The organism is Pedobacter sp. Leaf216 (genome assembly GCF_001421515.1).
GTDB lineage: Bacteria > Bacteroidota > Bacteroidia > Sphingobacteriales > Sphingobacteriaceae > Pedobacter.
Genome location: NZ_LMKM01000020.1, coordinates 1 through 23,309 on the forward strand (window position 1 = coordinate 1; position 23,309 = coordinate 23,309).

The 23,309-nt window shown below is 39.6% G+C and carries 11 protein-coding genes; all 11 read right to left on the bottom strand.

Annotation, left to right across the window (positions count from 1 at the left end; translation table 11 throughout):
- Positions 1-86 precede the first annotated feature (86 nt).
- The 11 genes from ASE74_RS14925 to ASE74_RS14975 all read right to left on the bottom strand — a co-directional run bounded on the left by ASE74_RS14925 (position 87) and on the right by ASE74_RS14975 (position 23,289).
- Positions 87-1,829, bottom strand: coding sequence for a RagB/SusD family nutrient uptake outer membrane protein (locus ASE74_RS14925; RefSeq protein WP_055910749.1), 1,743 nt, complete (start codon positions 1,827-1,829; stop codon positions 87-89).
- A 9-nt stretch (positions 1,830-1,838) separates the two neighbouring features.
- Complete coding sequence (locus ASE74_RS14930; protein WP_055910752.1) at positions 1,839-4,919, bottom strand: TonB-dependent receptor; 3,081 nt, start codon at positions 4,917-4,919, stop codon at positions 1,839-1,841.
- Positions 4,920-4,952: 33 nt separating this feature from the next.
- Positions 4,953-6,653: a RagB/SusD family nutrient uptake outer membrane protein gene (locus tag ASE74_RS14935; RefSeq protein WP_082458793.1), complete on the bottom strand. Its 1,701-nt coding sequence runs from the start codon at positions 6,651-6,653 to the stop codon at positions 4,953-4,955.
- A gap of 11 nt (positions 6,654-6,664) precedes the next feature.
- Positions 6,665-9,679: a SusC/RagA family TonB-linked outer membrane protein gene (locus tag ASE74_RS14940; protein ID WP_055910757.1), complete on the bottom strand. Its 3,015-nt coding sequence runs from the start codon at positions 9,677-9,679 to the stop codon at positions 6,665-6,667.
- Positions 9,680-10,106: 427 nt separating this feature from the next.
- Positions 10,107-11,942, bottom strand: coding sequence for a beta-galactosidase (locus ASE74_RS14945; protein WP_055910758.1), 1,836 nt, complete (start codon positions 11,940-11,942; stop codon positions 10,107-10,109).
- A 111-nt stretch (positions 11,943-12,053) separates the two neighbouring features.
- A complete protein-coding gene (locus tag ASE74_RS14950; RefSeq protein WP_200912311.1) occupies positions 12,054-13,175 on the bottom strand; it encodes a glycoside hydrolase family 43 protein in 1,122 nt (373 codons plus the stop codon).
- 75 nt (positions 13,176-13,250) lie between these two features.
- Positions 13,251-14,498 carry a DUF2264 domain-containing protein gene (locus ASE74_RS14955; RefSeq protein WP_055910762.1) on the bottom strand — a complete coding sequence of 416 codons (1,248 nt, stop codon included), beginning with the start codon at positions 14,496-14,498 and terminating at the stop codon, positions 13,251-13,253.
- Between the two features lie 14 nt (positions 14,499-14,512).
- Entirely contained in the window at positions 14,513-15,646 is a 1,134-nt protein-coding gene (locus ASE74_RS14960; protein WP_055910764.1) for a glycoside hydrolase family 88 protein, read from the bottom strand.
- Positions 15,646-17,793, bottom strand: a complete 2,148-nt coding sequence (locus ASE74_RS14965) for a family 43 glycosylhydrolase (protein WP_055910766.1) — start codon at positions 17,791-17,793, stop codon at positions 15,646-15,648. The genes ASE74_RS14960 and ASE74_RS14965 overlap by 1 nt, the downstream gene beginning before the upstream one ends.
- Positions 17,794-17,809: 16 nt before the next feature.
- A complete protein-coding gene (locus tag ASE74_RS14970) occupies positions 17,810-19,135 on the bottom strand; it encodes a BNR repeat-containing protein (protein WP_055910768.1) in 1,326 nt (441 codons plus the stop codon).
- A gap of 143 nt (positions 19,136-19,278) precedes the next feature.
- Positions 19,279-23,289 (bottom strand): two-component regulator propeller domain-containing protein, encoded by a 4,011-nt coding sequence (locus tag ASE74_RS14975; RefSeq protein WP_055910770.1) that lies wholly within the window; start codon positions 23,287-23,289, stop codon positions 19,279-19,281.
- Positions 23,290-23,309: the final 20 nt, after the last annotated feature.

Genomic DNA, 23,309 nt, shown 5'->3' on the forward strand with positions numbered 1-23,309 from the left:
GTACCTGCTCCTGTAAGCCGATACCGAGGGGCCTACCCTCATCAATCAGACAGCACTGATTTGCTCGCGCAAATCATTCATGTCGCTCAATAACCCGGATTTTGCAAATATGAAGGAAGTTTCAAAATTTCACTTTGTGGAATAGGAAGAAGATAATTTGCCGGCCGGAAGTTGTGTCTTCTTATCGAGTTGGCAATTTGATAGTTATAAGAGGTACCATCGGTAGATGTAGATGTGGTGCCGGTTTTAGGAGTAATCAACATTACCTTGTTAAAAGCATTCTCCGTTACTTCGGCAATTTTCCATCTTCTCTCATCATAAAAACGCATATCTTCAAAAGCCATTTCGGTACGGCGTTCCTTAATAATCAAATCTCTGAGTTCTGATTGGCTGATATTCGCCTTTATGCCAAACCTTGCATCGGCTCCAGGTAAAATACCTGCACGTTCTCTAATTTTAAAAATATAAACAAGGGCATCATTGCTTTGTCCGGTTTCGTTAAGGGCCTCAGCGTAATTAAGCAATATTTCTGCGTAACGCATTAACGGATAACCCCTATCTGCGTTGGCACTGCCTCCATAACTTACATTTACATCGCACATTTTACGGCCGTAATACCCTGAAGTTGTTCCTATTCCGTTACCATCACTTGGCGCGTTAACATAAGTAAAAACTGGCGTTTGGGCACCGCTGTTGTTTGCATAAGCAGAACCGTTGTAAATAACAGTGTATCCAAACCTCGGATCGCGGTTGATGTACGGATTTGCAGCATTGTAACCGGAAGTTGGATCTGTAATTTGTTTACCATTACGCATATCAAACTGATCGACTAAATTTTGCGTAGGTGTAGAGTAAAATCCTCCACTGCGCGATGGCGGTAAAAAATGACCTTCAAAATCTTTATTTGGAGCTTGCGTAAAAGTAAAAATCATTTCATTGTTGGCGCGGCTGATAAACGTTTTATAAAAACCAAAACCCGGCGCGGTAGTGTTATCTACAACAAGCTCGTATTTATTCATGTCTATTACATCTTTTGCAGCCTGTGCCGCTTTTGCCCATCGGCCTGCATCATAAGTTGGGTATGCAATTATATTGGCAATTGCTCCTGTTTTAACTATGCCCCCTCCATTAAATAACGGACTGGCAGCCGTAAGCAATACCCTTGATTTTAATGCAAGGCACATTCCTTTGGTAATTCTGCCATAGTCTTGATCCAATTGATCTAACGGAAGGTTTGCAGCCGCAGCATCACATTCGCTTACAATGTAATTTACACAATCTTCATATGTGTTTCTTGGAATATCGATAATGTCATCTTTATCAAACAATTTATCGCCTAAAAGAGCTATGCCACCAAAAGATTTAACTAAATAATGGTAATACCATGCACGTAAAAATCTGGCTTCAGCAGCAACCCTTTTCTGTGTTGAAGGGGCTAAAGGCGTTGTTGGCAATTTAGACAGAAATAAATTTACTGCACGTATCTGCAGATATGGCTGTATATAAAAATCAGTCGTTGTACCTTTTACAACATTGAGTGGGTTTACGTTGCCCGAATACAGAATTACAGCATATTGGCCTGAGCCACTGTACCGGTATTCAGCATCATCTGTAGCTTCCTCAAGGTTGCCATGGCTATCCCAACGGCCTTTATTAAAGGAAAAGCCCCTGCCCTGATAAATACCGTTTAAAAAACCCAGTGTTCTTACACTATCGCTAAACACAACTGTAGCATCCTGACCAGCATTTTGCTGATCGAGATAACTGGTTGCTTTTTTGCAGGACGCTAATCCTACCAATATTAAAACAAATAAAATATATCTTTTCATGGTTAAAACTTAAAATGTTACCGATAAACCCATATTGTATAGCCTTTGTGGCGGATAGTTGGTGTTGGTATTGTTACTCGATATTTCTGGATCGTACTCATATAACGAGCCAAGCTTTGTCCAGGTAATTAAGTTTGTACCATTAACATAGATCCTTGCCCCTTTTAAACGAACTTTATTTACCCAACTCTGTGGAATTCCATAACTCAGTTCAATCGATTTAAGACGTAAATAATCTCCTCTTACATTCCAGAAGTCTGAAGGTGCTGTAGGAATAGAAATCGCATTTGGAGACGTTGATAAAATTGGATATTTGGCATTCTGACCAAGTTCTGGTGTCCAGCTTTGTTGGTGGATGGCCTGTAAATTAGAACCAAATGCCTGGATAGATTCACGGATACCCGCAACGTTAAAATTTAATGCTCCCTGAAAAAGTACATTCAAACTCAGCGTTTTGTAGTTTGCGCTTAAATTAAAACCTACAATTGTGTTAGGCGTATTTGAGTAACCAAAGTAAGATTGATCGGCATCGGTAATTGCACCGTCGCCATTTAAATCAGCATATTTAATATCGCCAGGTTTTACACCGGTTAAAGGTTTGGCACTGCTGGCAACATCTGCTGCATCCTGATAAAAACCTAAGAATTTAAACTGCCTTGGTGTGTTAATCGGGTTACCTGTATATTGCTGATATGGGAACAATGGTAAAGCTTCATCCTGAAAAACAATTTTATTTTTTGCCACAGAGATATTGCCACCAACACGGTAATTAAAATCTTTACCGATCTTATCATTATAGGCAATTTCGAGTTCAAAACCCCTGTTATTTGTTTTTCCTAAGTTAACAGGAGGCAAAGATTGACCAAATACATAAGATACTGTTCCTCTATTGGTTAAAATATCGTACCTGTTATCGTTAAACACATCTAATGTTGAGGTAACACGACCTTTAAACATGCTTAAATCCATACCGATATTTAACTTCTTAACCTTTTCCCAGGTCACATCCGAGTTGGCTAAACGTCCTTCAAATATGGCATTGTATGCATTGTGCGATGTTCCAAAAGATACGTTACCACTGTTATTATAGGTTTGTAGGTATGCATATGCATAGTTACCAATATCATCGGTACCAACAAGACCATAAGAAGCCCTGAATTTTAACCGATCTACAAACTTGATGTTATCTTTGAAAAACTTTTCTTCAGAGATGTTGTAACCAATTGATCCGGCAGGGAAAAAGCCATATTTTTTACCTGAAGCAAAAACCTCTGATTTATTGTAGCCAGCATTAAATTCGGCCAGGTATTTCCCTTTATAATCGTAACCCACACGACCTGAAAAACCACTTGTTGGAATAGGGATAAAGTTTAAAATCCTATTGGTGTTGGCAGGATCACGATAGCCGAAAAAACTCCTGTTGTTATATAATGCCAAACCTGAAATGTGGTGTGCACCAAAAGTACGATCGTAATTTAATGAGGCTTGAGGGTTAATTGTTCTTGTGGTTGAACCTGGACTATAATTTAGTGAATAAGTACCCACCCTGAACACATTCGGATCTTTTGGTGTATAACTTCCATCAACTGGATTATAAATGAAGGCAGGAAAAGTTCCTCTCGATAATCCTCTTGAATAGGTATATGTACTGCCATAAGCAATAGCCCCTCTTAATGATAAGCCCTGTGTAATAAAATCAAGCTTTTGTGTTGCGGCGGCATTGATATTCATATTGTTTTCGAAATCTCTGCTGTATCCGCCCAGCGTTAATGCCTGTACAATGTTGGGTGATGAATAACGGTTTGGTTGCGCATAGCTGTAACCATAACTTCCATCGGGGTTATTAATGGGGTAAGCAAAAGGAGCCAGTGTTAAATAACTGTTATAAAAATAAAAGATGTTCTGAATGCCATTAATATTTGGAATTACCGGATTATTCCGTTCACCAATATTACCAAACAGATCCAGCTTAACGTTTAAGGTTTTGGTTGCCTTAATATCAATGTTAGAGCGGTAATTATACCGTTTGTAATAGAAATTGTTATTTACATCTTCACCTTTCCCAAAATCGTTTAAAATACCATTTTGCGTAACCATTCCTAATGATGCAAAATACTTAACCACATCGTTACCGCCGCTAATGTCGAAATTATTGCGCCATTGGTAACTAAATTTGCGAAAAAGAACTTCTTTCCAATCCACATCCGGGTGCCCGTATGGATCATCACCCGTTCTCCAGTGTTCAAGGTCGGCATCGGTATATTGTACGGCAAGGCCATCATTTATCCGTGCCTGGTTAAACAGCTTGGCAGATTCGTAAGCATTCAGAAATTTAGGCAATCTTGTTGGTTGAGATAGTGCATATTCAGTACGGAAGGTAATGTTGGGCGGCCCAACTGCCCCACGCCTGGTAGTTACCAAAACAACGCCATTTGCCCCTTTAATACCATAAACAGCCGTTGTTGATGCATCCTTTAAAATACTTAGGCTTTCAATCTCATTTGCATCAAGGCGTGCAAACTGGGCATAAGTAAATTCAATATCATCAACAATAATTAGTGGTTGGTTAGAGCCTGTGTAAGAACCTGTTCCACGGATAAAAAATGTTGCTCCATCCGATCCTGGCTGGCCACTGGTTTGTTGTGAACTGAAACCTGGCAATCTACCAGCCAATGTATTTTGCAAACTTGCCGATGGGTTTCTTCTGATATCCTGCCCTGATACCGAACTAATTGCTCCTGTTAAGGTGGCTTTTTTAGTGGTTCCGTATCCTACCACAACCACTTCTTCTAAACCTTTTACATCAGATTCTAAAGCTATGTTAATGGTAGCCGACTGGCCAACTGTTACCTCTTTTGCAAGATAACCGATAGCATTAACCACCAATATCCGGCTTTTACCCCGTAAGGTAATTCGGAACTTACCATCCGTTCCGGTAGATGCCCCGTTACCCGGAAAATCTTTCTCAATAATGCTCGCTCCAGGAATTCCGCCATCCTTATCGCTAACCTGGCCTTGTATATTAACATTTTGCGCAAAGAGTAACTTCGACAAAATGGTAAATGCTAAAAAGAATATATATTTTCTCATAAATGCTTTCAGTTTTAACTTAATTGTTATTAATTACCAACCCTCGTTCTGTATCAGGCTTCTGTTTGTAATTACCTCTGAATATGGGATAGGCATTAGGTAAAACCGCAGATTAAATGTGGTATTGCTTACCGTAAAAGGTGTATAGGTTAAAGTACCCGTTGCTGCTTTTGTTATTTGTGTACCATGGAGTGAACCATTTAACACCTGGCCTGCAATTTTCCAACGTCTGATGTCCCAGAAGCGCTGTTCTTCAAAAGCCATCTCCACCCTTCTTTCATTTTGGATAAAAGCACGCATATCTGTTTGAGACATACCGGCTTTAATTCCATAGGCATCTGCACCTGTACCAGCTGTAATTCCAGCCCTTAAACGCAGTGATCTTAACGGTGCATAGGCATCTGCCGTTCGCCCTACCTCATTTAAACATTCTGCATAATCGAGCAATATGCCACCGTAGCGAAAAATAATAAAGTTATGATCCTGCGTAGCATAGGCCGTTGCAGCAGAAAAATCTGCCATGTATTTCTTTAGGTAATAGCCTGTTCTGGTTTGTACAGCCACCCCTCCAGGTTTATCTTTACCACCATCAAAAGTTTCTACATTACGGCTCAACCACCTAATTCCGTTATAAAAAACAGTATTATCCAATCTTTTATCCCTTCCTGCATATGGGTTAGCAGCCACATAACCAGAAGCCGGATCTGTAATACTCAACCCGTTCAGCATCGGAAATGCATCTACAAGTTCTTGCGTCGGACTCGTAAAGCCATTACTCAGTGGTGTGGTATAACCTATAGGTGCATTGTTGGTTTCCAGATCGAAAGTTTTAGCTCTTTGTTTGGCCAATATTACCTCTGTATTTTTTCTGCCAATAAATGCAGCATTAAATGTTGATGTAAGCTGATAAGCATTTAAATTGATTAAATCTTGCAGTGCATTTAAAGCCAAAGTCCATCTTCCGGCATCATATGTTGGGTAACCTGCCAGTGCTTTTCTGGTTGCATCAGCTGCAATTCCTCCACCATTAAAAAGTGGACTTGCCGCATATAGCAATACTCTTGCTTTTAGTGCATAAGCTGCACCCCGTGTAATTCTGCCTAAGTCAGAATCTGCAACCGGCTCTACTCGCAATAAGCCTTTAATGGCATCGCATTCGCTTACCAGATACGTTACACATTGCTCAAAAGTATTACGTGGAATCTGTAAATTATCGTCAGGAGATAATACTTTATCACCTATTAACGGTACGCCACCATATCTTTTAATCATTTCGAAATAATTAATCGCTCTGATAAAACGTGCTTCAGCTTTCCAATATTGAAGCGTTTTAGGCGCATTAGCATCAACAGGAACAACATCTATATTGGCTAAAAAATCGTTTGCGGCACGAATTGCCCGGTAAGCATTTTCCCAGTTATTATCTGGATTATTGGTTGAATTAAGCCTGCCATTGGTGAAATATTCTACAACTTTATTTGGTCTTGATGGAATTGCATCATCACTGCCGGCATCAAGAAAATCACCAACGGTACCATCACCGCTAACCCTGTTAAAACCATCAGGAAGTGAAGTATATAAATCCGACAGTACCTGCCTGGCATAATCGCCATTTTTATCCAAAGGATCGTAAACATTGCCCTTATTAATTCCCTGTAATGGGGTTTCTTCATATTTTTTACATGATGCCATGGCTACTAGCGCAATCATGAAAAGTATTATTCTCGTATTCATCTGTGATGAGATTAAAATTTAACGCTTAAACCGCCATTAATTACCCTCTGAATGGGATATACTCCACCATTGGTTTCCGGATCAACCCGATCAAACGAGGCACTTGTAAACAAATTTGTACCGTTTACAAATAATCTGATGCTCGAAACTTTTATTTTATTGGTAAACCGCGATGAAATGGTATAACCCAGTTCGATGTTTTTTAACCGCAAATAATTTCCACTGTGCATCCAGAATGAAGAAACAATATTGTTATTGAAGTTATTGCCAACGGTAACTCTGGGATAGGTGGCTGTTGCAGCCGTTGTTGGCGTCCAACGCTCCAAATTATGCTCATAAGCTTGCCCAAACCCGCCGTTCTGAAATTCCCATTCACTGTTGCCCGTTAACAATAAGTTCCTGTTTGCAACTCCTTGCAGCAACACACTAAAATCGAAGCCAGAATAAGAAAAACCAATGTTTGCGCCATAATAAACCAAAGGCTTATCGGTGCCTATTTTGGCTTGATCAAACTGATCGATTACGCCATCACCATTAAGATCTTTATAGCGGATATCTCCCGGAACTGGATTATACCCTGTAATTTTAGCAGCTGAATTTATTTCTGCCTGCGATTGAAAAAGCCCGTCGGCAATGTAACCAAACTGCTGCCCAACCGGCTGGCCGGTACGGCTTTGGTAACTGTATGCTCTATAAACCTCGTTTTGATAAATTACTTTTGATTTTAACGTACTTGCATTACCAGCTATGAAATAACTAAAATCTCCAAAAGATTGATGCCAGTTTAATTGCAGTTCTACACCGCTATACCTATTGATACCTACATTCAGGTTTCTTAATGTTGTACCCACAATGGTAGATAAATTTGGCGAGGTAAGCAGATCTGAATATTTGTTGTTAAAATATTCTGCCTGCATAAATAATTGGTTCTTAAATAAGGTAGTTTTTAAACCCAGATTCAGCTTATCGCCTTTTTCCCAAGTAACATTAGGGTTGGCCAATACATCCTGGCGTAAGGCAGAACTGCTTGAAGCACTTGTACCAAAGAAATACGAACTCGGACTGCCTACATAAAACTGTTGGAAAACAAAATAACCTGCCGCATCATTACCCGTACGGCCATAACTTGCAAATAATTTTAAATCATTTAACCATTGCAGCTGAGGCATAAATTTTTCCTTGGTTAATGTCCAGCTTAAACCCACAGCAGGAAAAAATCCCATCGGAGAATCTTTTGGATACCTGTTGGTTTTATTTAATCCAAACGCTACCTCAGCGGTATAACGCTCATCAAAACTATAAGCCGCCCGGCCCGATCCTCCATAATAATTCAGACCAAGGTCTCCCCCATTATTAACATTATCGCTGGTGGCCCTAATTTGTGCATCAATCTGGTGCAAACCAAAATTTCTCTTATACCCAACTGCGCCTTCAATGTATGATTGCCTGTTTTGGTAATCGGTAGAGGTATTGTTGTTCTGAGTTCCGTTTGTTCCAAAAAGCTGATAAGAAGCTGTAGAACCTGAACCATTCTGTTTATAAACCGCAAATGATTTGCTTCTATCCGTATTTTCTGATAAACCCGAGTAAAATGATACCAATACCTGTACCCATAAACCAGGTACAATGTCATCTAAATTCCGTCTCAAAGTTAAGTCTGTAATAATATCCCTTCTGTAATTTAAGCGATAACCAGAGTTAACAGTTTGCGCATAAATATTATTTTGGAACTGTGTGTTGCCTCCATAACTACCATTCTCATTGTAAATAGGATATGCATTATTTGGAGTGTTCAATATAGAATTAAAAATGGTGGCTGCGGTGTTTCCAGGTTGGGTGTAATTACCAATCCTTCCAAAAAGATGAAGTCCGAGTGTCATTTTTGGCGTAAGATTAATATCTACATTAGAGCGTACAGTATAATTGCTAAAGCTTGTATTGGTAGAGTATTCGTTTAAATCACTTTCGTTAAACTGGCCTTTTTGATTCTGGTATTCCAAGCCAACATAGTACCGTGCAGTATTACCACCGCCTCTGAAATTAAGATCGTAACGGCTAAATGTAGATTTATCTTTTAAAACCTGATCTTGCCAATTTACATCCGGATGCCCAATAGGATCAGATCCGGTTCTAAATGCATCAAGGTCAGATTGTGTGTAAACCGGCTGGTCGCCACTATTTCGCCTCGCTTCGTTATATAAGTTAGCATAATCAAAAGCACCTAATGTTTTGGGTAATTTAAGTGGACTTTGAATACCCGCCTGTGCGGTTAGTGAAATTTGCTGCGCACCAATAAAACCTTTCTTTGTTGTAATTGCAATTGCACCACCAGATGATCGAAGACCTAACATTGCAGTAGAAACAGCATCTTTAAGTACAGTTACAGATTCAATTTCTTCCAGATCGATCATCGTAAGATCTCTTGGTATTCCATCAATAAGTACAATCGGATTCTGCCCCCTCAACAATACAGATACCTCATCAAGCCCGGGGCGACCGCTGCTTTGATTGGTGTATAAACCTGCCAAACGACCTGTAAGTGCATTTTTAACACTTGTAACTGTTGATTTTATCAGATCGTTATTGTAAACAGCCTGCGTAGATGATGTTGTTAAATTTGCTGCCAGTTTAATATCATTGGTTAATACCACTTGCTTTTGTAACTTAACAAGAGTATTGTTACCATCGATTCTGATAATTTGATTTACATTGCCGTTAGCCGTATACTCTTTTAACAGTTTACCTTTATATTGGATGCGTATAACATCATTATTCTCAGCATTTAACTTTGCTGTTCCGGTACTATCTGTTTTAATGGCATTATTTAAACGGACATTGATTACATCAGCCCCTATTAATGGGAAATCATTCTCATCAAGGATGGCAAATGTGATGCGCTTAAGCTGCGAAGTATCCTGACGGAGGATTGAATTTACCGAATTGCCATAACTCAGGTTGCCAAAATTCAGAAATGCCCAGGATACAAGGACGAAGCCCAGGAGTTTGAGTATTCTTTTTTCACTCATAATTTTATATTAGTTAGTTGGTTACACAGCTTGCAGCGGTTTCGAATTAGGGATTTCGCAAACAGTGTTGATAAAAATTAGGCACCAAAATGACTATAGCCATATTGGTTTAGCGTATTTAATCACCCGGTAACAATTGGTAAAATTGTTAGAGATGATAATTAAAACCGACTAGCGCAGTAGTAAATATTTTTTCATATGATTAATAGTTTGGGATTAGGGATAAAATAGAGGGGGGAAATTAATGCGGTACAACCGCTTAGTCTGATCTGCTGTGAAAGTTACTCATGAATAGGGATTTGGTTATGGCAAAGTAACTATTAAAAAACCCCTCTATTGAGGGGTAATACGGTAATAAATAGGGGTTAAATCGTTACTTTTTACTTGATTTTAGCCTTTAACCCCTATTTTTAAGATTTTTAAACGTTTAATCTACGTTTAACTTTTTGAGTGTGTTTAAAATTGATTCGTCAATTGCCTTTAACATATTTTGATCAGGTTTGATCAGTTCTAAAACAGTAACCTCATTCTTCCCTTTTTTTAACCACTCTTGCGGAACATATAAGGTTTGTTGCGGCCCAATAGCCCAGTACTTCCCTAAGTTGTGTCCGTTAATCCAAACCACACCCTTACCCCAATCGCTCATGTCTAAATAAGTATCGGCTACCGTCGAAATCTCGAAAGATCCCTTTTGTAAAGTTGGTCCGTTTCCATTTGCCTTGGCTGTTGTTTTAGCAGTTAAGCGGTCGTTACTGAAAGGGAAACCATACATTAACCAGTTTTTAACCTCTGCACCTGCAAAAGTTACCTGCTCGGTAATGCCTTTTTTGTTTTCCAGTAAGTATTTACCAAAGTTTACCCTACCCATGTTTTCAACAAAAATATCGAGCTGTACATCACCTGCCGGAAGGGTTAGTGTTAAGGTATTCTGGTTAAGCCTGCGGTCTAAAATGCCTGCCCTTTTCTGATTGATAAAAACCAAAGCATAATCACGGAGTTGCTTCAATTGCAATTCGCCTTTTTTACCACCTTTAATAGTGGTACGGTACAATACATAACCATAATCCTGGCCTAGTGCTTCAAAAGTAAGCGGGTTAATATTTTTTACGGGTTGAGGAAGCACATTAAACAAAGCCACCTTGCTGCTCAGTTTAAAAGGTGCAACAGCAATACTCGGTTTAGCAGCCGGTATAGGTGGTAAACTTTGCCCGGCAGGTAGATATTTTTCTATTACACTTCTAAAAGCTTTAAATTTTTCAGTTACATTACCTGCTTCGTTTAAAGGCGCATCATAATCGTAGCTGCTAGTTTGTGGTTCATAAGGCGAAATGTCTTTATAATTGGCACCATTCATAAAATCGCGGGTGGTACCACCATGAAACATGTACATGTTAATCGAAATGCCTGCTGCCAATACCGAATCTAGTTTTTTGGTATAATGTGCCGCCGGAACAGTATGATGAGGCGTTCCCCACCAATCGAACCAGGCAGGATACCATTCGGCAATAAAATATGGCCCTTTACCATTATGGTTCTCATTTACAAGCTGTTTGATTTTTGCCGGATTATCAATTCCGTTTACGGCGGGCAATAAGCCGTTTAAATGGCCATCTTTCACATCTGCCGCAGGGTCACAAGTGTAAAGCAATCCGTCAAAACCAGCTTCAATAAACAGCTTCCTGTTAATATCTAAATAGTTTTTATCGGCGGCATAAGAACCATATTCGTTTTCTACCTGTACCATTATAATGTTGCCACCATGGTTAATCTGCAATGGAGCAAGCTGTTTGCCCACCTCCAGTATATATTTTTTATATTCGGCCAGGTACTGTTTTTCCGTACTGCGTACAACAAGGCCTTTTTGTGTTTGCAGCCAATACGGATATCCACCAAATTCCCATTCGGCACATACATACGGGCTGGGCCTTAAAATAACCCACAAACCTTCCTGCTGTGCAATTTTAACAAATTCGGCAATGTTGTTGTTGCCAGCAAAATCGAATTTACCTTTCTGTGGCTCATGCAGGTTCCAGAAAACGTAAGTGCCAATGGTATTAAGGCCCATGGCTTTGGCCATTTTCATACGGGCGCGCCAGGCTTCTTTTGGTACACGCGGATAATGTAACTCCCCGGAAATAATTTGAAAAGGCTTTTCATCCAACAGAAAACTGTTATCCCCTAACTTAAAACTGTGTTTGGCTTGCTGACCAAAAGCCGATAAGGAGAAACATAGTGCCGCCAGCCATACTAATCTTGTTTTCATTTTTAATTTTTTTTATGAGATGATTGGCTTTTATCAGGCAAAAAGAATCCGATTTGCGCATTTCTACGCAATCCATCAATCCCGGTTTATTATATTAAATGTGTTTTTTCTTTACTTTTTAAATACGCTCAGATCCCATTGATCCATCCAGTTAATTGAAATTTTATCGTTATCAAATTTGATAGGCAGCCATAAATAACGACCATCGATCGCATTTTTTGGTTCCCACTTATCTGCCATAAAAATGAATTGCCCTTTTTTACCCGGTGCAGGCAATACATGAGTACTTTGACCGCCATAAGTTAATTTAGCACCCTCTCCCTCGCACGGATTGCCCATGTATGTCCATGGCCCCCAAATTGATGTTGCTTTAAACCACCTTGCAGGGTTTGGTGCCCAACCTGTACAGCCAGAACCAATCATATAGTATATTCCATTTTTCTTAAATAAAGCTGGAGCTTCAGTTTGCTGTCCGACATAAATTCTGATAAATTTTCCGGTATGGCTCAGGTAATCTGGGGTCAGCTCTGCTAAATGAAGCGTAAAATTCTCTTCCGAAGAAAATACATGATAGGCTTTCCCATCATCATCTACAAAAACGGTCATATCTCTTGCCATTTGGCCACCAGGTAAATCTCTACAGAAAAAACCATCACTTTTATTTGCTGGCTTTTCGCAGTTTACCTGATCTTTTTCAGGCGTTCCGGCTGCATAAAATGGCATTTTGCCAGCATTTGGGCGATAACTTTTAATAAAAGTATATGGCCCGGTTGGTTTATCGGCCACTGCAACGCCCGATCGTGCTGCCGCATAACCTTTACCCAACAACTCCAGGTGGAACCACATTACAAACTTTTTGGTTTTCTTGTTGTAAACCACTTTAGGGCGTTCCAGGATAGATCCCCTGGCAATATCACTCTTCAGATCATCTGAAACCGGCAACGCAATGCCCTCATCCTTCCAGTTATATAAATCTTTAGATGAATAACAATGCACGCCAACCTGCGCACTATTTCCTTTTTCGCCTTCTATTTTATGCTCTCCAAACCAGTAATAGGTTCCTTTATATTCTACAATACCGCCACCATGTGCGTTAATGTGAACACCTTTATCATCTTTCCATATTTTACCCGGATTGAAAGAGCTATAAGCCTGCTGCGCCGATACATGGGTGTTCAGTAATAAACCGAAGACCATAAATCTCAAAATAAAACTGATTCTCTTGTTCATCATTTAATTAATAATTTTTAACGTTATATAAACTTTATTTCAATCAACTATCTTATTTATACAGTTGGCTGTATTTAGTTATTTTAAACTTGCACTGTGGTCGTTTTCGAAGTTTTCGCCACTCCATATTTTTTGCGCACTCCATTTCTCAGCCGGATTGGCCCAAAATGGATCATTTTCAGGTAATCCCAAGGGCAAAAAGATATTGGAAGCAATGTATGGGCTACCCTGATTGTTGTAAAAATCGCCCAGATTTGGTTGATCTCCATATAAACCAATCGTTAGCCAGCCATTTTTATAAGTGGTTGGGCTTTCTAAAGTTTTCTTAATCACGGCAGTTAAAGCGCAACGTACCTGGGCGGCACTCAGTTGTTTTGGTAAAGCTTTCCGCCAGGCCATATCGGCTAAATGATGAAAGGCAGCACCACGATAAATGATGGAGCGGCCTGTGGCAGGGTAAGAACCATCTGCATTGATTAACCTTTCCTGTATAATTGCATAACGCTCATTGCGTTTTTTAATCTTTTCGAACATCTCTTTATAACTGTTCGTTTTGGCACCTATAATGTTGGCCAGTGTAGCCAGGTAAGGATGAATTACATAGCTGTTGTAATAATCAAATGCGAAAGATGTGCCATCAGTGTACATGCCATCACCAGTATACCATTGTTCCATTTGTTGCAGGGCATAATCAACACGCATAGGGTCCCAGTTGTAACCAAACCTCGCCAAAAAAGCTTCGTTCATGGCCGAAAACAATAACCAGTTAGAAAACACAGGTTTAAATCTTCTGGTAGTTACAATAGATTCCATCATCAGCTGCTGATTTTTCTTATCCAGGTTTTCCCAAAGCCATGGTGCACGTACTAATGCCAGGGCTACATAAGAAGCATCTACCAATTGTTGGCCGCCGATATCGAAATTCATAAAATCTTTGGCGTTAGAGTCAAGCGCATTTTTTAATCCCTGAATCGCCCATTCGCGATACTGTTTCCGGAGGGATACTTCTTCAGCCGAACCACCTTCTAACTGTAACCACGGCGCAATACCACTTAAAACCCTTCCTAAAACTTCTACATACTGCACCTTAATGCGGTGTTCTTTATTATCAATATGGATTGAGGTAACTTTCGGCATTGCAATGCGGAGACTATCTTTTGCCAGATTGTACAATACAGGCTTAACCATCTTATCCATTTGCTGCAACCAAAACTGACGGTCGTTTAACACTACGTTTTTGGTATTTTTAGTCTTTTTTTGAGCAAAGGCAGATCCCCCGACCGAAACAATCAGTAATAGGCAAATGCAGCTATTTTTTAAGTTCATTTTTGTGTTAATGTTTAATTGTTATTTGATAAATGGCGGTACATTTCACATCCCGCAAGTAAAAAAGCACCCACACCAAAGTTTGCTGTAGAATTTGCATCAACCACCTGGCCCGGAATAGCTTTCTCTCCTATTGGCTGCACATACCCTAATTTTCCATTGGGTTGCAATGCTGTTTTAGTTAAATAGCCCCAGGCTTTTTTTGCGGCAGGCAGGTATGTTTTTTCCTTTAAATAACCATTGTTAATGCCCCAAAGCAAGCCATAAGTAAAAAATGCTGTACCACTGGTTTCAGGTCCGGGTGCGTGCTGCGCATCGAGGATACTCCTGGTCCAATACCCCTCGGGCTGCTGGCTTTTAACAATTGCCTTTGCCATGTTTAGGTATTTGCTTAAGTATTCATCACGGTGTACATCATTGGCAGGAAGATCTTTTAACACTTTTGCCAGCCCTGCAAAAACCCACCCATCGCCCCTAGCCCAAAAATCTTTTTTACCATTGGCACTTTTGTGTTCTGGGTAAACATACTTGGCATCGCGGTAGTAAAGTTTTTCCTTTTTATCGTACATAATGCTATTGGCGTACATAAAATACCCGTACAGTTTATCAAGATACTTTTGATCGCCGGTAACTTTATACAGTTTGGTCATTACAGGCATTACCATATACAAACCATCAGCCCACCACCAGTAATCGTTATTTGGGGTACTCATTTCGTACTCCATTACCGCTTTGGCCCTTGCAATTTTATAGTCTTCCGGTTTTAAGTGATAGAGGTCTATATAGGTTTGAAAGCAGATTTGCCAATCGCCAAAAAGTACATGGTCATCCGTTTCGCCATATGTATATTTCCATTTCGATTGATCTTTAGATTTTGCCCCCATCCATTTATTATATTCAGCCCAATCTTCAGAATATTTACGATAAGCCTCATTTTTGGTAAGTGCATAAGCTTCCATATTTCCGGTATGGTAGGCAGCATGATCCCAAAAAGCGCGAACCTCTGGTTTATTATTGCTTTGCCAGTATACATTTGCCCTGTTGAGCATTTCAAGTACTTCTTCTTTATTTACCTTATTTTGCGCTTTAGCAGCGATAGTAGATAAGAAAAGCAGCAAAAAAAGATATTTATATAATTTTATTTTCATTAGTGTATTGGTTTAATGCCATTAACGGTTGGTATTACAGGTTTAATGGTGCCATCGGGATTAAATTCCATCTTATCAATGCACACTTCGCGGTTATAACCTGCGGCCTGGCCCATCGAAATCCCTTTTGGCCAGGTAAACCGGTGGTAAACCATATACCATTCATCTTTCCCGTTAACCTTAATTACACTGTTGTGCCCCGTACCATAAATGCCCTGTGCAGCATCTTTCGCCAGGATGAGGTTATGCTCCGGAATTGTTATTTTACCTGTAGGAGAATCAGAAAAGCCATAACGCACCCGGTAATTTTCGCTCCGGGTATCATCTTCCGACCATAAAAAATAATATTTACCCCCGCGGTAAAAAACCTCGGTTCCTTCTCTAAAGCCCTTGTTTGGTGTAATGATTTTAACCGCATTGGTATCAATCGAAATCATATCATCATTTAAGGGTGCAACAGCCATGTATCCATTGCCCCAATACAGGTAGCTTTTATTTGTTTTAGGATCGTTAAATACATCAGGATCTATCTCCTGGCCACCTTTAATTCCTTTAGGCTTACCCGAAATCAATGCCTTGCCACTATCTTTAAACGGACCAGTAGGGGCATCGGCAACCGCTACACCGATTTTTTGTGCCGCTGTAAAATAATAGTAATACTTGTACACGCCATTTACCTTTTTCTCGATAATGGTTGGTGCCCAGGCATTCCTTTTCGCCCATGAAACATCTGTCTCCAGGTCTAATATCTTTCCTTCATCCTTCCAGTTTACCAGGTCGGTTGAGGAGAAACATTTAAAATAGGTACCGCTCCAGTTGTTAAAACCATCGCTGGTGGGGTAAATGTAATACTTACCGGTTTTATTGGAATATAACACTTCCGGATCGGCGTAATAGCCCTTTAACACCGGGTTATTGGCCACAGCAACGCTTACCGTGTAGGTATTTGACTCCTGATTGGGAATTATTACTTTAATTTTTTGCGGACCTTTAGAAAAATCGAGTTTACCTTTTGGATTAACACCGATCTGATTAAACTGACCAAACTGCGGATCGAAAGCCTTCAAATCAGTTCTATAATTTACCGGTAGATACAGTTTTTGATTTGTACTATCCAAAACAATATTGTTCTGATTGATGGATGCATTTAATGGGTTTTGCAAAACTGCTTCTGCGCTGTACCATTTGCTTAACAGGCGGTTTAACTCCTCCTGTTTAATCGGCATAACCGTTCCATGCCTGGGATGAAAATCCATCGAAATATCCTGATCCACCACGCTAAAATGCTCCAGATCTTTACTTTTAGTAAACTGGTAGCGGCCTTTCATGTACACATCATACATCAAAATATATCCTGTACCATTGTTCAATTTAAAAACGCCAGCACCCTCTACCGCATCTTTAGTTTGTTGCAGGTATTGATCCTGCAATACATAACCTTCAGTTAAGCTGGTAGAAACTGCTTTTTTTATGCCGTTACCATTGCCTTCTGTTTTAAAGAACAGGTTGTATTTTCCATTGTCGTAGATAATGTCGCCATCAATACAAGAGCTGTTGGTTGGACTATAAAAGAGTTGTTTTGGTGTTGTTTCAAGGTCGGTAAAATCGGCATTGGCATAAGCGTAATAAATTTTATCAGGTGCATTACCATGTTTCATCGACCAATAAACCATGTATTTTTTTGTGGCTTTATCGTAAATGGTTTGCGGTGCCCAAACCCGTAACAAATCTTCATTATCAGGAAAGCGTTTTTGAATATTAACCACAGCCGAAGTCCAGTTAATCAGATCAGTGGATTTTAACAATACCATGGCCCGGTTCGAATCCCAGCCATTTGCCGAAACCATATCCGTTGCCACCATATAAAAGGTTTTGCCATCTTCGCCACGTAAAATATGTGGATCGCGCACACCGCCTGTACTGCTAATCTGCGCAGATGAAACAATTGGATTATTGTTATTTAAGGCCCTGAAACGATATCCATCGGTACTTACCGCAAAACGGATGGCCTCTTCTGCTTTGGTATTTCCGGTAAAATAGGCAAATAAATATGCGGTATTTTTGGTTTGCGCCTGTAGCAGCTGTACTGATAACAGCAACGTAACCGCCAGCAGAGCGAGTTTATTATTTATATGGGGATATTTCATTTAATGGGCTATTTTGCTATTTATAATTAGGTTTCCAATCCAATACCTGCACTTTTGTTGGTGCCTGATCGGCTTTTCCTTCACCATCTACCTGGGTAACATTTTGCAGAAACAGGCTCAGTATCTTTTTACTTTTCCATAATTCGGTATCGTATGTGGGTTCCCATTCACCCATGCTTGTTTGAGAAAGGTCTTTAATGTTCCAATTTTCTGATCCAAGTGCTTCATTTATAGCAACAGAAACTTTGTTGCCGCGCTCAGCATCTCTAAAAAGTAAACCCGCAGCATATTGTTTCCCTTTCGACCAAACCACAATCTGTGGCCTCGAAATCGGAATCTTTTTAGTACCCGTACCACTTAAACTGAATGCTGTTTTTCTAAATTTGAGGTTACTCACCTTCCAATCCTCTCCGGTTTTAAAAACCAGGTGATATTGTGGTACGCTTTCATTCACATCATGCCAGTAACCAGCAATAAATACATTGCCTTTTGCATCAGCAAACATTGATGTTTGGTTAATGAGTTCGCTTTTTTGCGGAATTTTAAGTGCATATTCTGCATTGGTTGCTGTAATGGGCATAGCATACTTTTCGCCAGTAGATTTTAACCACGTTAAGCCACCATCGGTAGATTTTGCATAACACAAATCATGGTTGCTCGCCACATCAGGACTTTCGCGCCAAACCCACGATAAATGGATTGTACCAACCAGATCTACAGCAACCTGCCAGTATGCATTGCGCTCCCCTTCTCCGTTAATCATCCCATCCTGTACCCTCGTCCACTTTTTGGTTTGCAAACTATACCGGTTAATCATCAGGTTTCCATTGCCCGATCCGCCATCACGGTAAAAGAACAACAAATCGCCATTGGCCAGTTTGTAAAACTCAGGGTAACTCACTTTATTTTCTTTAACCGAAAGCATCGGTTGTTTATTGCCTAAAGTGAGCAAGCCCGCAGAAACCGATTTGGCGTAATTTAAATTATTGTTGTGCTGGCCCCAGGCAATATGCAAAAAACCATCACCATCAACCATAATACTGATTGATTTATGCGCATCGGTAGCATCGCCTTTATAAAGTGTGGTTTGCGTAATCCAATTGGCAGTGCCACTTTTCCGTTTCGCCAAAACAACATGTTGTGCGCTATCGTAGTAAGCAGCATATTGAAAACCTTTAAAAGTGACCAAAGCATTTTTACGGAAAATAACGGTATTAACCGAGTTGTTGGCCCACCCGTTACCGGCAATGGTACTGAGTTGTGCATTTTGCGCAACGCTGATGAAGTTTATGCCTATAAAAACGCAAATTAAAAATACACTTTTGGTGAGGGATGGATACATTATGTGGTTTGGGGATGCTCGGTTTTTTACATTTGGTAATGCCGAAGTACCGAAATTTTTAAATTTTATACAGGGGGTTAAATCATACTTTGCAGGGGGCGTATTAGCATAAGTGCCCTTTATAGCCTAAAATAGCGTAACTTTTATGTGGTAGCATTAATATTATAATATTTATGAAAACTTTTGCGGTGCTTTTTAATAAACTCAGACGGGGTAAGTTTAAACAGTTTTTGAAACTGCTCCCTAAAATATTTACTGTCGTTAATACCTACCCTAAAAGCAGCTTCGTTAATGTTCAGGTTGGTATTGATTAACAACTCGGCAGCCTTTCTTAACCTGATAAACCGGATAAAACCGTTAATAGATTGGCCTGAGGTTGCCTTAACTCTTTTGTAAAGGTTAGAATGGCTCATACCAAGTTCAGAAGCTAATATTTTAACATTAAAACTATCTTCCATCAGGTTTTCCTCAATCAAAGTGATGCATTTTTGAAGGAAACCTTTATCCTCCTGAGAAACCTTATGGGCATCGGATTTTAAAGTAATTTCATTATAAAAATAAGATTGAAGATTGGTCCTGTTTTTAATGATGCTGTTAATTTTTGCCGTAAACAATTCTTTATCGAAAGGTTTGGTAATAAAATCATAAGCACCCACTTCAATTCCGCGGAGTTTTACTTCAGGACTAGGGTCTCCTGTTAACAATATTACCGGGATGTGGCTTAAAGCCGAATCTTCTTTAATTGCTTTGCAGAGTTCGATACCATTTAATCCATCCATGTTTACATCAGAAATTACAATATCAGGTAAATATTCTTTGCAAAGTTTTAATCCTTCGGTACCATTTGCGGCACGGTATATTTTAAAGTTATCCTGAAAAATATGTTTAATGTAATCGATAATCTCAGGGTTATCATCAATAATTAAAATCGAATGCAGATCAGAAATTAACAGTTCCAGATTGCCTACATTTTCACTGTCGCTACTTTCGGCCTCCTCCTCCTGGGCAATCAATTCGTTTACGTAGGTTAATTCATTTTGAAAAACGACACCCTGTTGCAGGTTAGGCTCACCAACCGGAATATCAATCAAAAATATGGTTCCTTTGCCCTGGTTGGAACGGAAAGATATTTTTCCCTTATGCAGCTCCACAAAGTTTTTGGCCAGGTATAAACCAATGCCAAAACCCATTTTTAGCGATTCGTTAGACATTACCTTATAAAACTTATCGAATAACTTTTCTCCAACATGTACAGGAATGCCCGGCCCGCTATCGCTTACCTCTACCTGCACGCGCATGCCCACCGTTTTAACACTAAACTTTACAAAACCGCCTTTTGGTGTAAATTTCAATGCATTGGAAAGCAGATTGAAAAATACAATTTCAAGTTTATCCTTATCGGCAAAAATATCAAGCTCCAGTTCATCACATTCAAAAGTATAATCGATGTGGTTTTGCTTGGCCAGGTAATTAAAACAGAGAAAAATTTCGTGGGTAAACTTGTAGAGGTTAATCCGTACAATTTTTAACACATCGTTTTCGCTTTCCGTTTTTCTGAAAAGCAATAACTGATCTACCAAACTGAGTAAACGCCTGGAGTTGCGGTAAACCACATTCAAATCATTTTTCTCCGGCCCGGCATCCTTTTTAGTAATAATATCTTTAATCGGATTCACAATTAAGGTTAAGGGAGTTCGGAGTTCATGAGAAATATTGGTAAAAAAATTTAGTTTTTTCTCGTTTAAATCCTTCTCCCGCTCCATTTTAAGGTTGGTTATTTCTACCTCATGTTTCAATCTCCGCTGGCGGTTGCGGTACGTTTGAAAAAGGTAAAACAAAGAAGAACCTAAAATAACATAGAGGGTATAAGCCCACCAGGTGCGGTACCATGGTGGTAAAATTTTGATGATTACCACCTTTTCGTTATCGCTCCAGGCCCCTTCCGTATCGGTACTTTTAATGTGCAATTTATACTGCCCTTCATTTAACCTGGAGTAATAGGCCGTACTTAATTTATTTACATAATTCCAATCCCTATCCCATCCTTCCAGGTAGTAGGCATAAGAAATCTGCTCCTGAAACGAAAATTCGATCGCCGCATAATCCACAGAAATTACTGCGGCACTATAAGGTATTTCTATCTTCGCTAAGTTTACCACCGATATGTTTTTGTATCCAGAATCCTGATCGAGGGGAATATTGTTGATCCTAAAATCGGTAAGCACCATTTTGGGTGTGCGTTTATTCTTTTTAATGTGATCTGGCGAGAAGAGGTTGAAACCGCCAATGCCACCAAACAAAAAGTTGCCATTGGCAAGCTTTAAGGCTGCATTATAATTAAACTGGTTGCTTTGCAAACCATCGGTAGCATAATAATTTTTAAAGGTATGGTGTTTTACATCAAATTTAGATAGCCCGTTATAGGTACTGCACCATAAATTACCAGCCCCATCCTGAAGAATATTAAGCACCGAATTGCTCGGTAGTCCGTCGCTTTGGATATAGCGTTTTATTTTTTTGTTTTCAGGGTTGAAAAGCAATAAGCCACCACCCTCAGTTCCGATCCAGATCTGGTGGTTAAAATCTTCCTGAATGGCCCTGATTGCAAAATTGATCTTGGTATACTCGTGCTTCCTATTTACAGGATCAATTTTAATCAGTTGTGTATAGTTACCAGCCCAAAGCCTGCCTTTAGCATCCTGGAATAATGTATGTATATCTTTTAGCTGATGATCAAAAAGCTCGAATTTATCAGTGCTTTTATTGTATCGGTACAGTGCGCCACCTTTGGTAGTACCTGCCCAGATGTTTTGCTGTTTATCCTGATAAAGTTTCCAGATGTTGATATCATCTACCCCCTTAAAAGTATTGTAACAGTTGTAATGAACAAATTTTTTGGTGGTTTTATCAAAACGGTCTATCCCGCCGCTAAAGGTAGCCACCCAGGTATTCCGATCCGAATCGCTTAAAATACTCGTTACAAAATTACTTGTTAAAGAATTGGGATCGCTGTTTTTTGCATAATTGGTAAAGGTATTCAGCTTCTTGTTCCAAACACTTAATCCGCCGCCATCAGTGCCTATCCAAATGTTATTGTATTCATCCTCACTGAATGAAAGTACGAAATTGTTAATGAGCGAATTGCTTTTTAAAGGATCATGTTTGATAGTACTAAACTGCTCGCTTTCCTGATCGATGATGTTTACCCCACCGCGTAAAGTGGCAATCCATTTTCTCGATTCACGGTCTTCATATACCTGCGCAATGGAGTTGCTGCTTAATAAACTTTTTTCTTTACCGGCCGATAAATAATTGATTTTATGGGTTTTGGTATCATAAACCGTAATTCCACCCCCGTCTGTCGAAATCCATAGCTTTTGTTGTTTATCAACCAAAAGGTTCATGATGTTCTCATTGCCAAGATGCTGGTTAAAGCGGGTTAAAGTTCCATTAACGGTATCAAACTGATAAAGGCCGCGCTCCGTTCCAACCCATATATTTTGCTTATCGCCTTTTGTAATACTGGTTACCGAACGCAGTGAAGCATTTACCAAACGGAGGGTATTTTTGCCAGGATCGAACCGGCACAAGCCTACATCTTTAATAAAAAGCCATAGCGTTTGTGCTTCATCAACATACAAGGCTTTAACAGAGAAGTCGCTGTTTTTTCCGAAAGGAATGCGCTGAGCAATTTCACTGTCTTTTTTAAGCATAAACAATCCCTTTTCATCTGTAGCAACGTAAACCACTGTAGCCTTACTAACCGCAATAAAAGTGATGGCATAACTTACCTCGTTTTTTTTCCCTTTTTCTTCATAAATAAGCTGATGAAATTTAGAATCGGCATAATCATAGTATGAAATTCCCTTTTGTGTACCTACCCATACCCGGTTTTCCGCATCGCCGTTAAGTACCGTAATGTGGTTGTTTACCAAAGAATGCTCGTCGCCCCAACCATTCCTGAAAACTTTAAAATGGTAACCATCGTAACGGTTTAAGCCATCGTAGGTACCCATCCACATAAAGCCAAAACGATCAAGGTATAAGGAGTTTACCACATTATTAGACAGTCCGTTTTCTACCCCCAGATATTTAATCGGAATAGTTGAAGGCTGGGCAAAACACATACCTCCATGCACCCATGCAATAAGCATGAAACATATGGAAATCTTTT

Bases quoted from the DNA above. Each gene is read 5' to 3' on its own strand.
- ASE74_RS14925 (WP_055910749.1), bottom strand. From the start codon at position 1,829: ATGAAAAGATATATTTTATTTGTTTTAATATTGGTAGGATTAGCGTCC.
- ASE74_RS14930 (WP_055910752.1), bottom strand. From the start codon at position 4,919: ATGAGAAAATATATATTCTTTTTAGCATTTACCATTTTGTCGAAGTTA.
- ASE74_RS14935 (WP_082458793.1), bottom strand. From the start codon at position 6,653: ATGAATACGAGAATAATACTTTTCATGATTGCGCTAGTAGCCATGGCA.
- ASE74_RS14940 (WP_055910757.1), bottom strand. From the start codon at position 9,679: ATGAGTGAAAAAAGAATACTCAAACTCCTGGGCTTCGTCCTTGTATCC.
- ASE74_RS14945 (WP_055910758.1), bottom strand. From the start codon at position 11,942: ATGAAAACAAGATTAGTATGGCTGGCGGCACTATGTTTCTCCTTATCG.
- ASE74_RS14950 (WP_200912311.1), bottom strand. From the start codon at position 13,175: ATGATGAACAAGAGAATCAGTTTTATTTTGAGATTTATGGTCTTCGGT.
- ASE74_RS14955 (WP_055910762.1), bottom strand. From the start codon at position 14,498: ATGAACTTAAAAAATAGCTGCATTTGCCTATTACTGATTGTTTCGGTC.
- ASE74_RS14960 (WP_055910764.1), bottom strand. From the start codon at position 15,646: ATGAAAATAAAATTATATAAATATCTTTTTTTGCTGCTTTTCTTATCT.
- ASE74_RS14965 (WP_055910766.1), bottom strand. From the start codon at position 17,793: ATGAAATATCCCCATATAAATAATAAACTCGCTCTGCTGGCGGTTACG.
- ASE74_RS14970 (WP_055910768.1), bottom strand. From the start codon at position 19,135: ATGTATCCATCCCTCACCAAAAGTGTATTTTTAATTTGCGTTTTTATA.
- ASE74_RS14975 (WP_055910770.1), bottom strand. From the start codon at position 23,289: ATGCTTATTGCATGGGTGCATGGAGGTATGTGTTTTGCCCAGCCTTCA.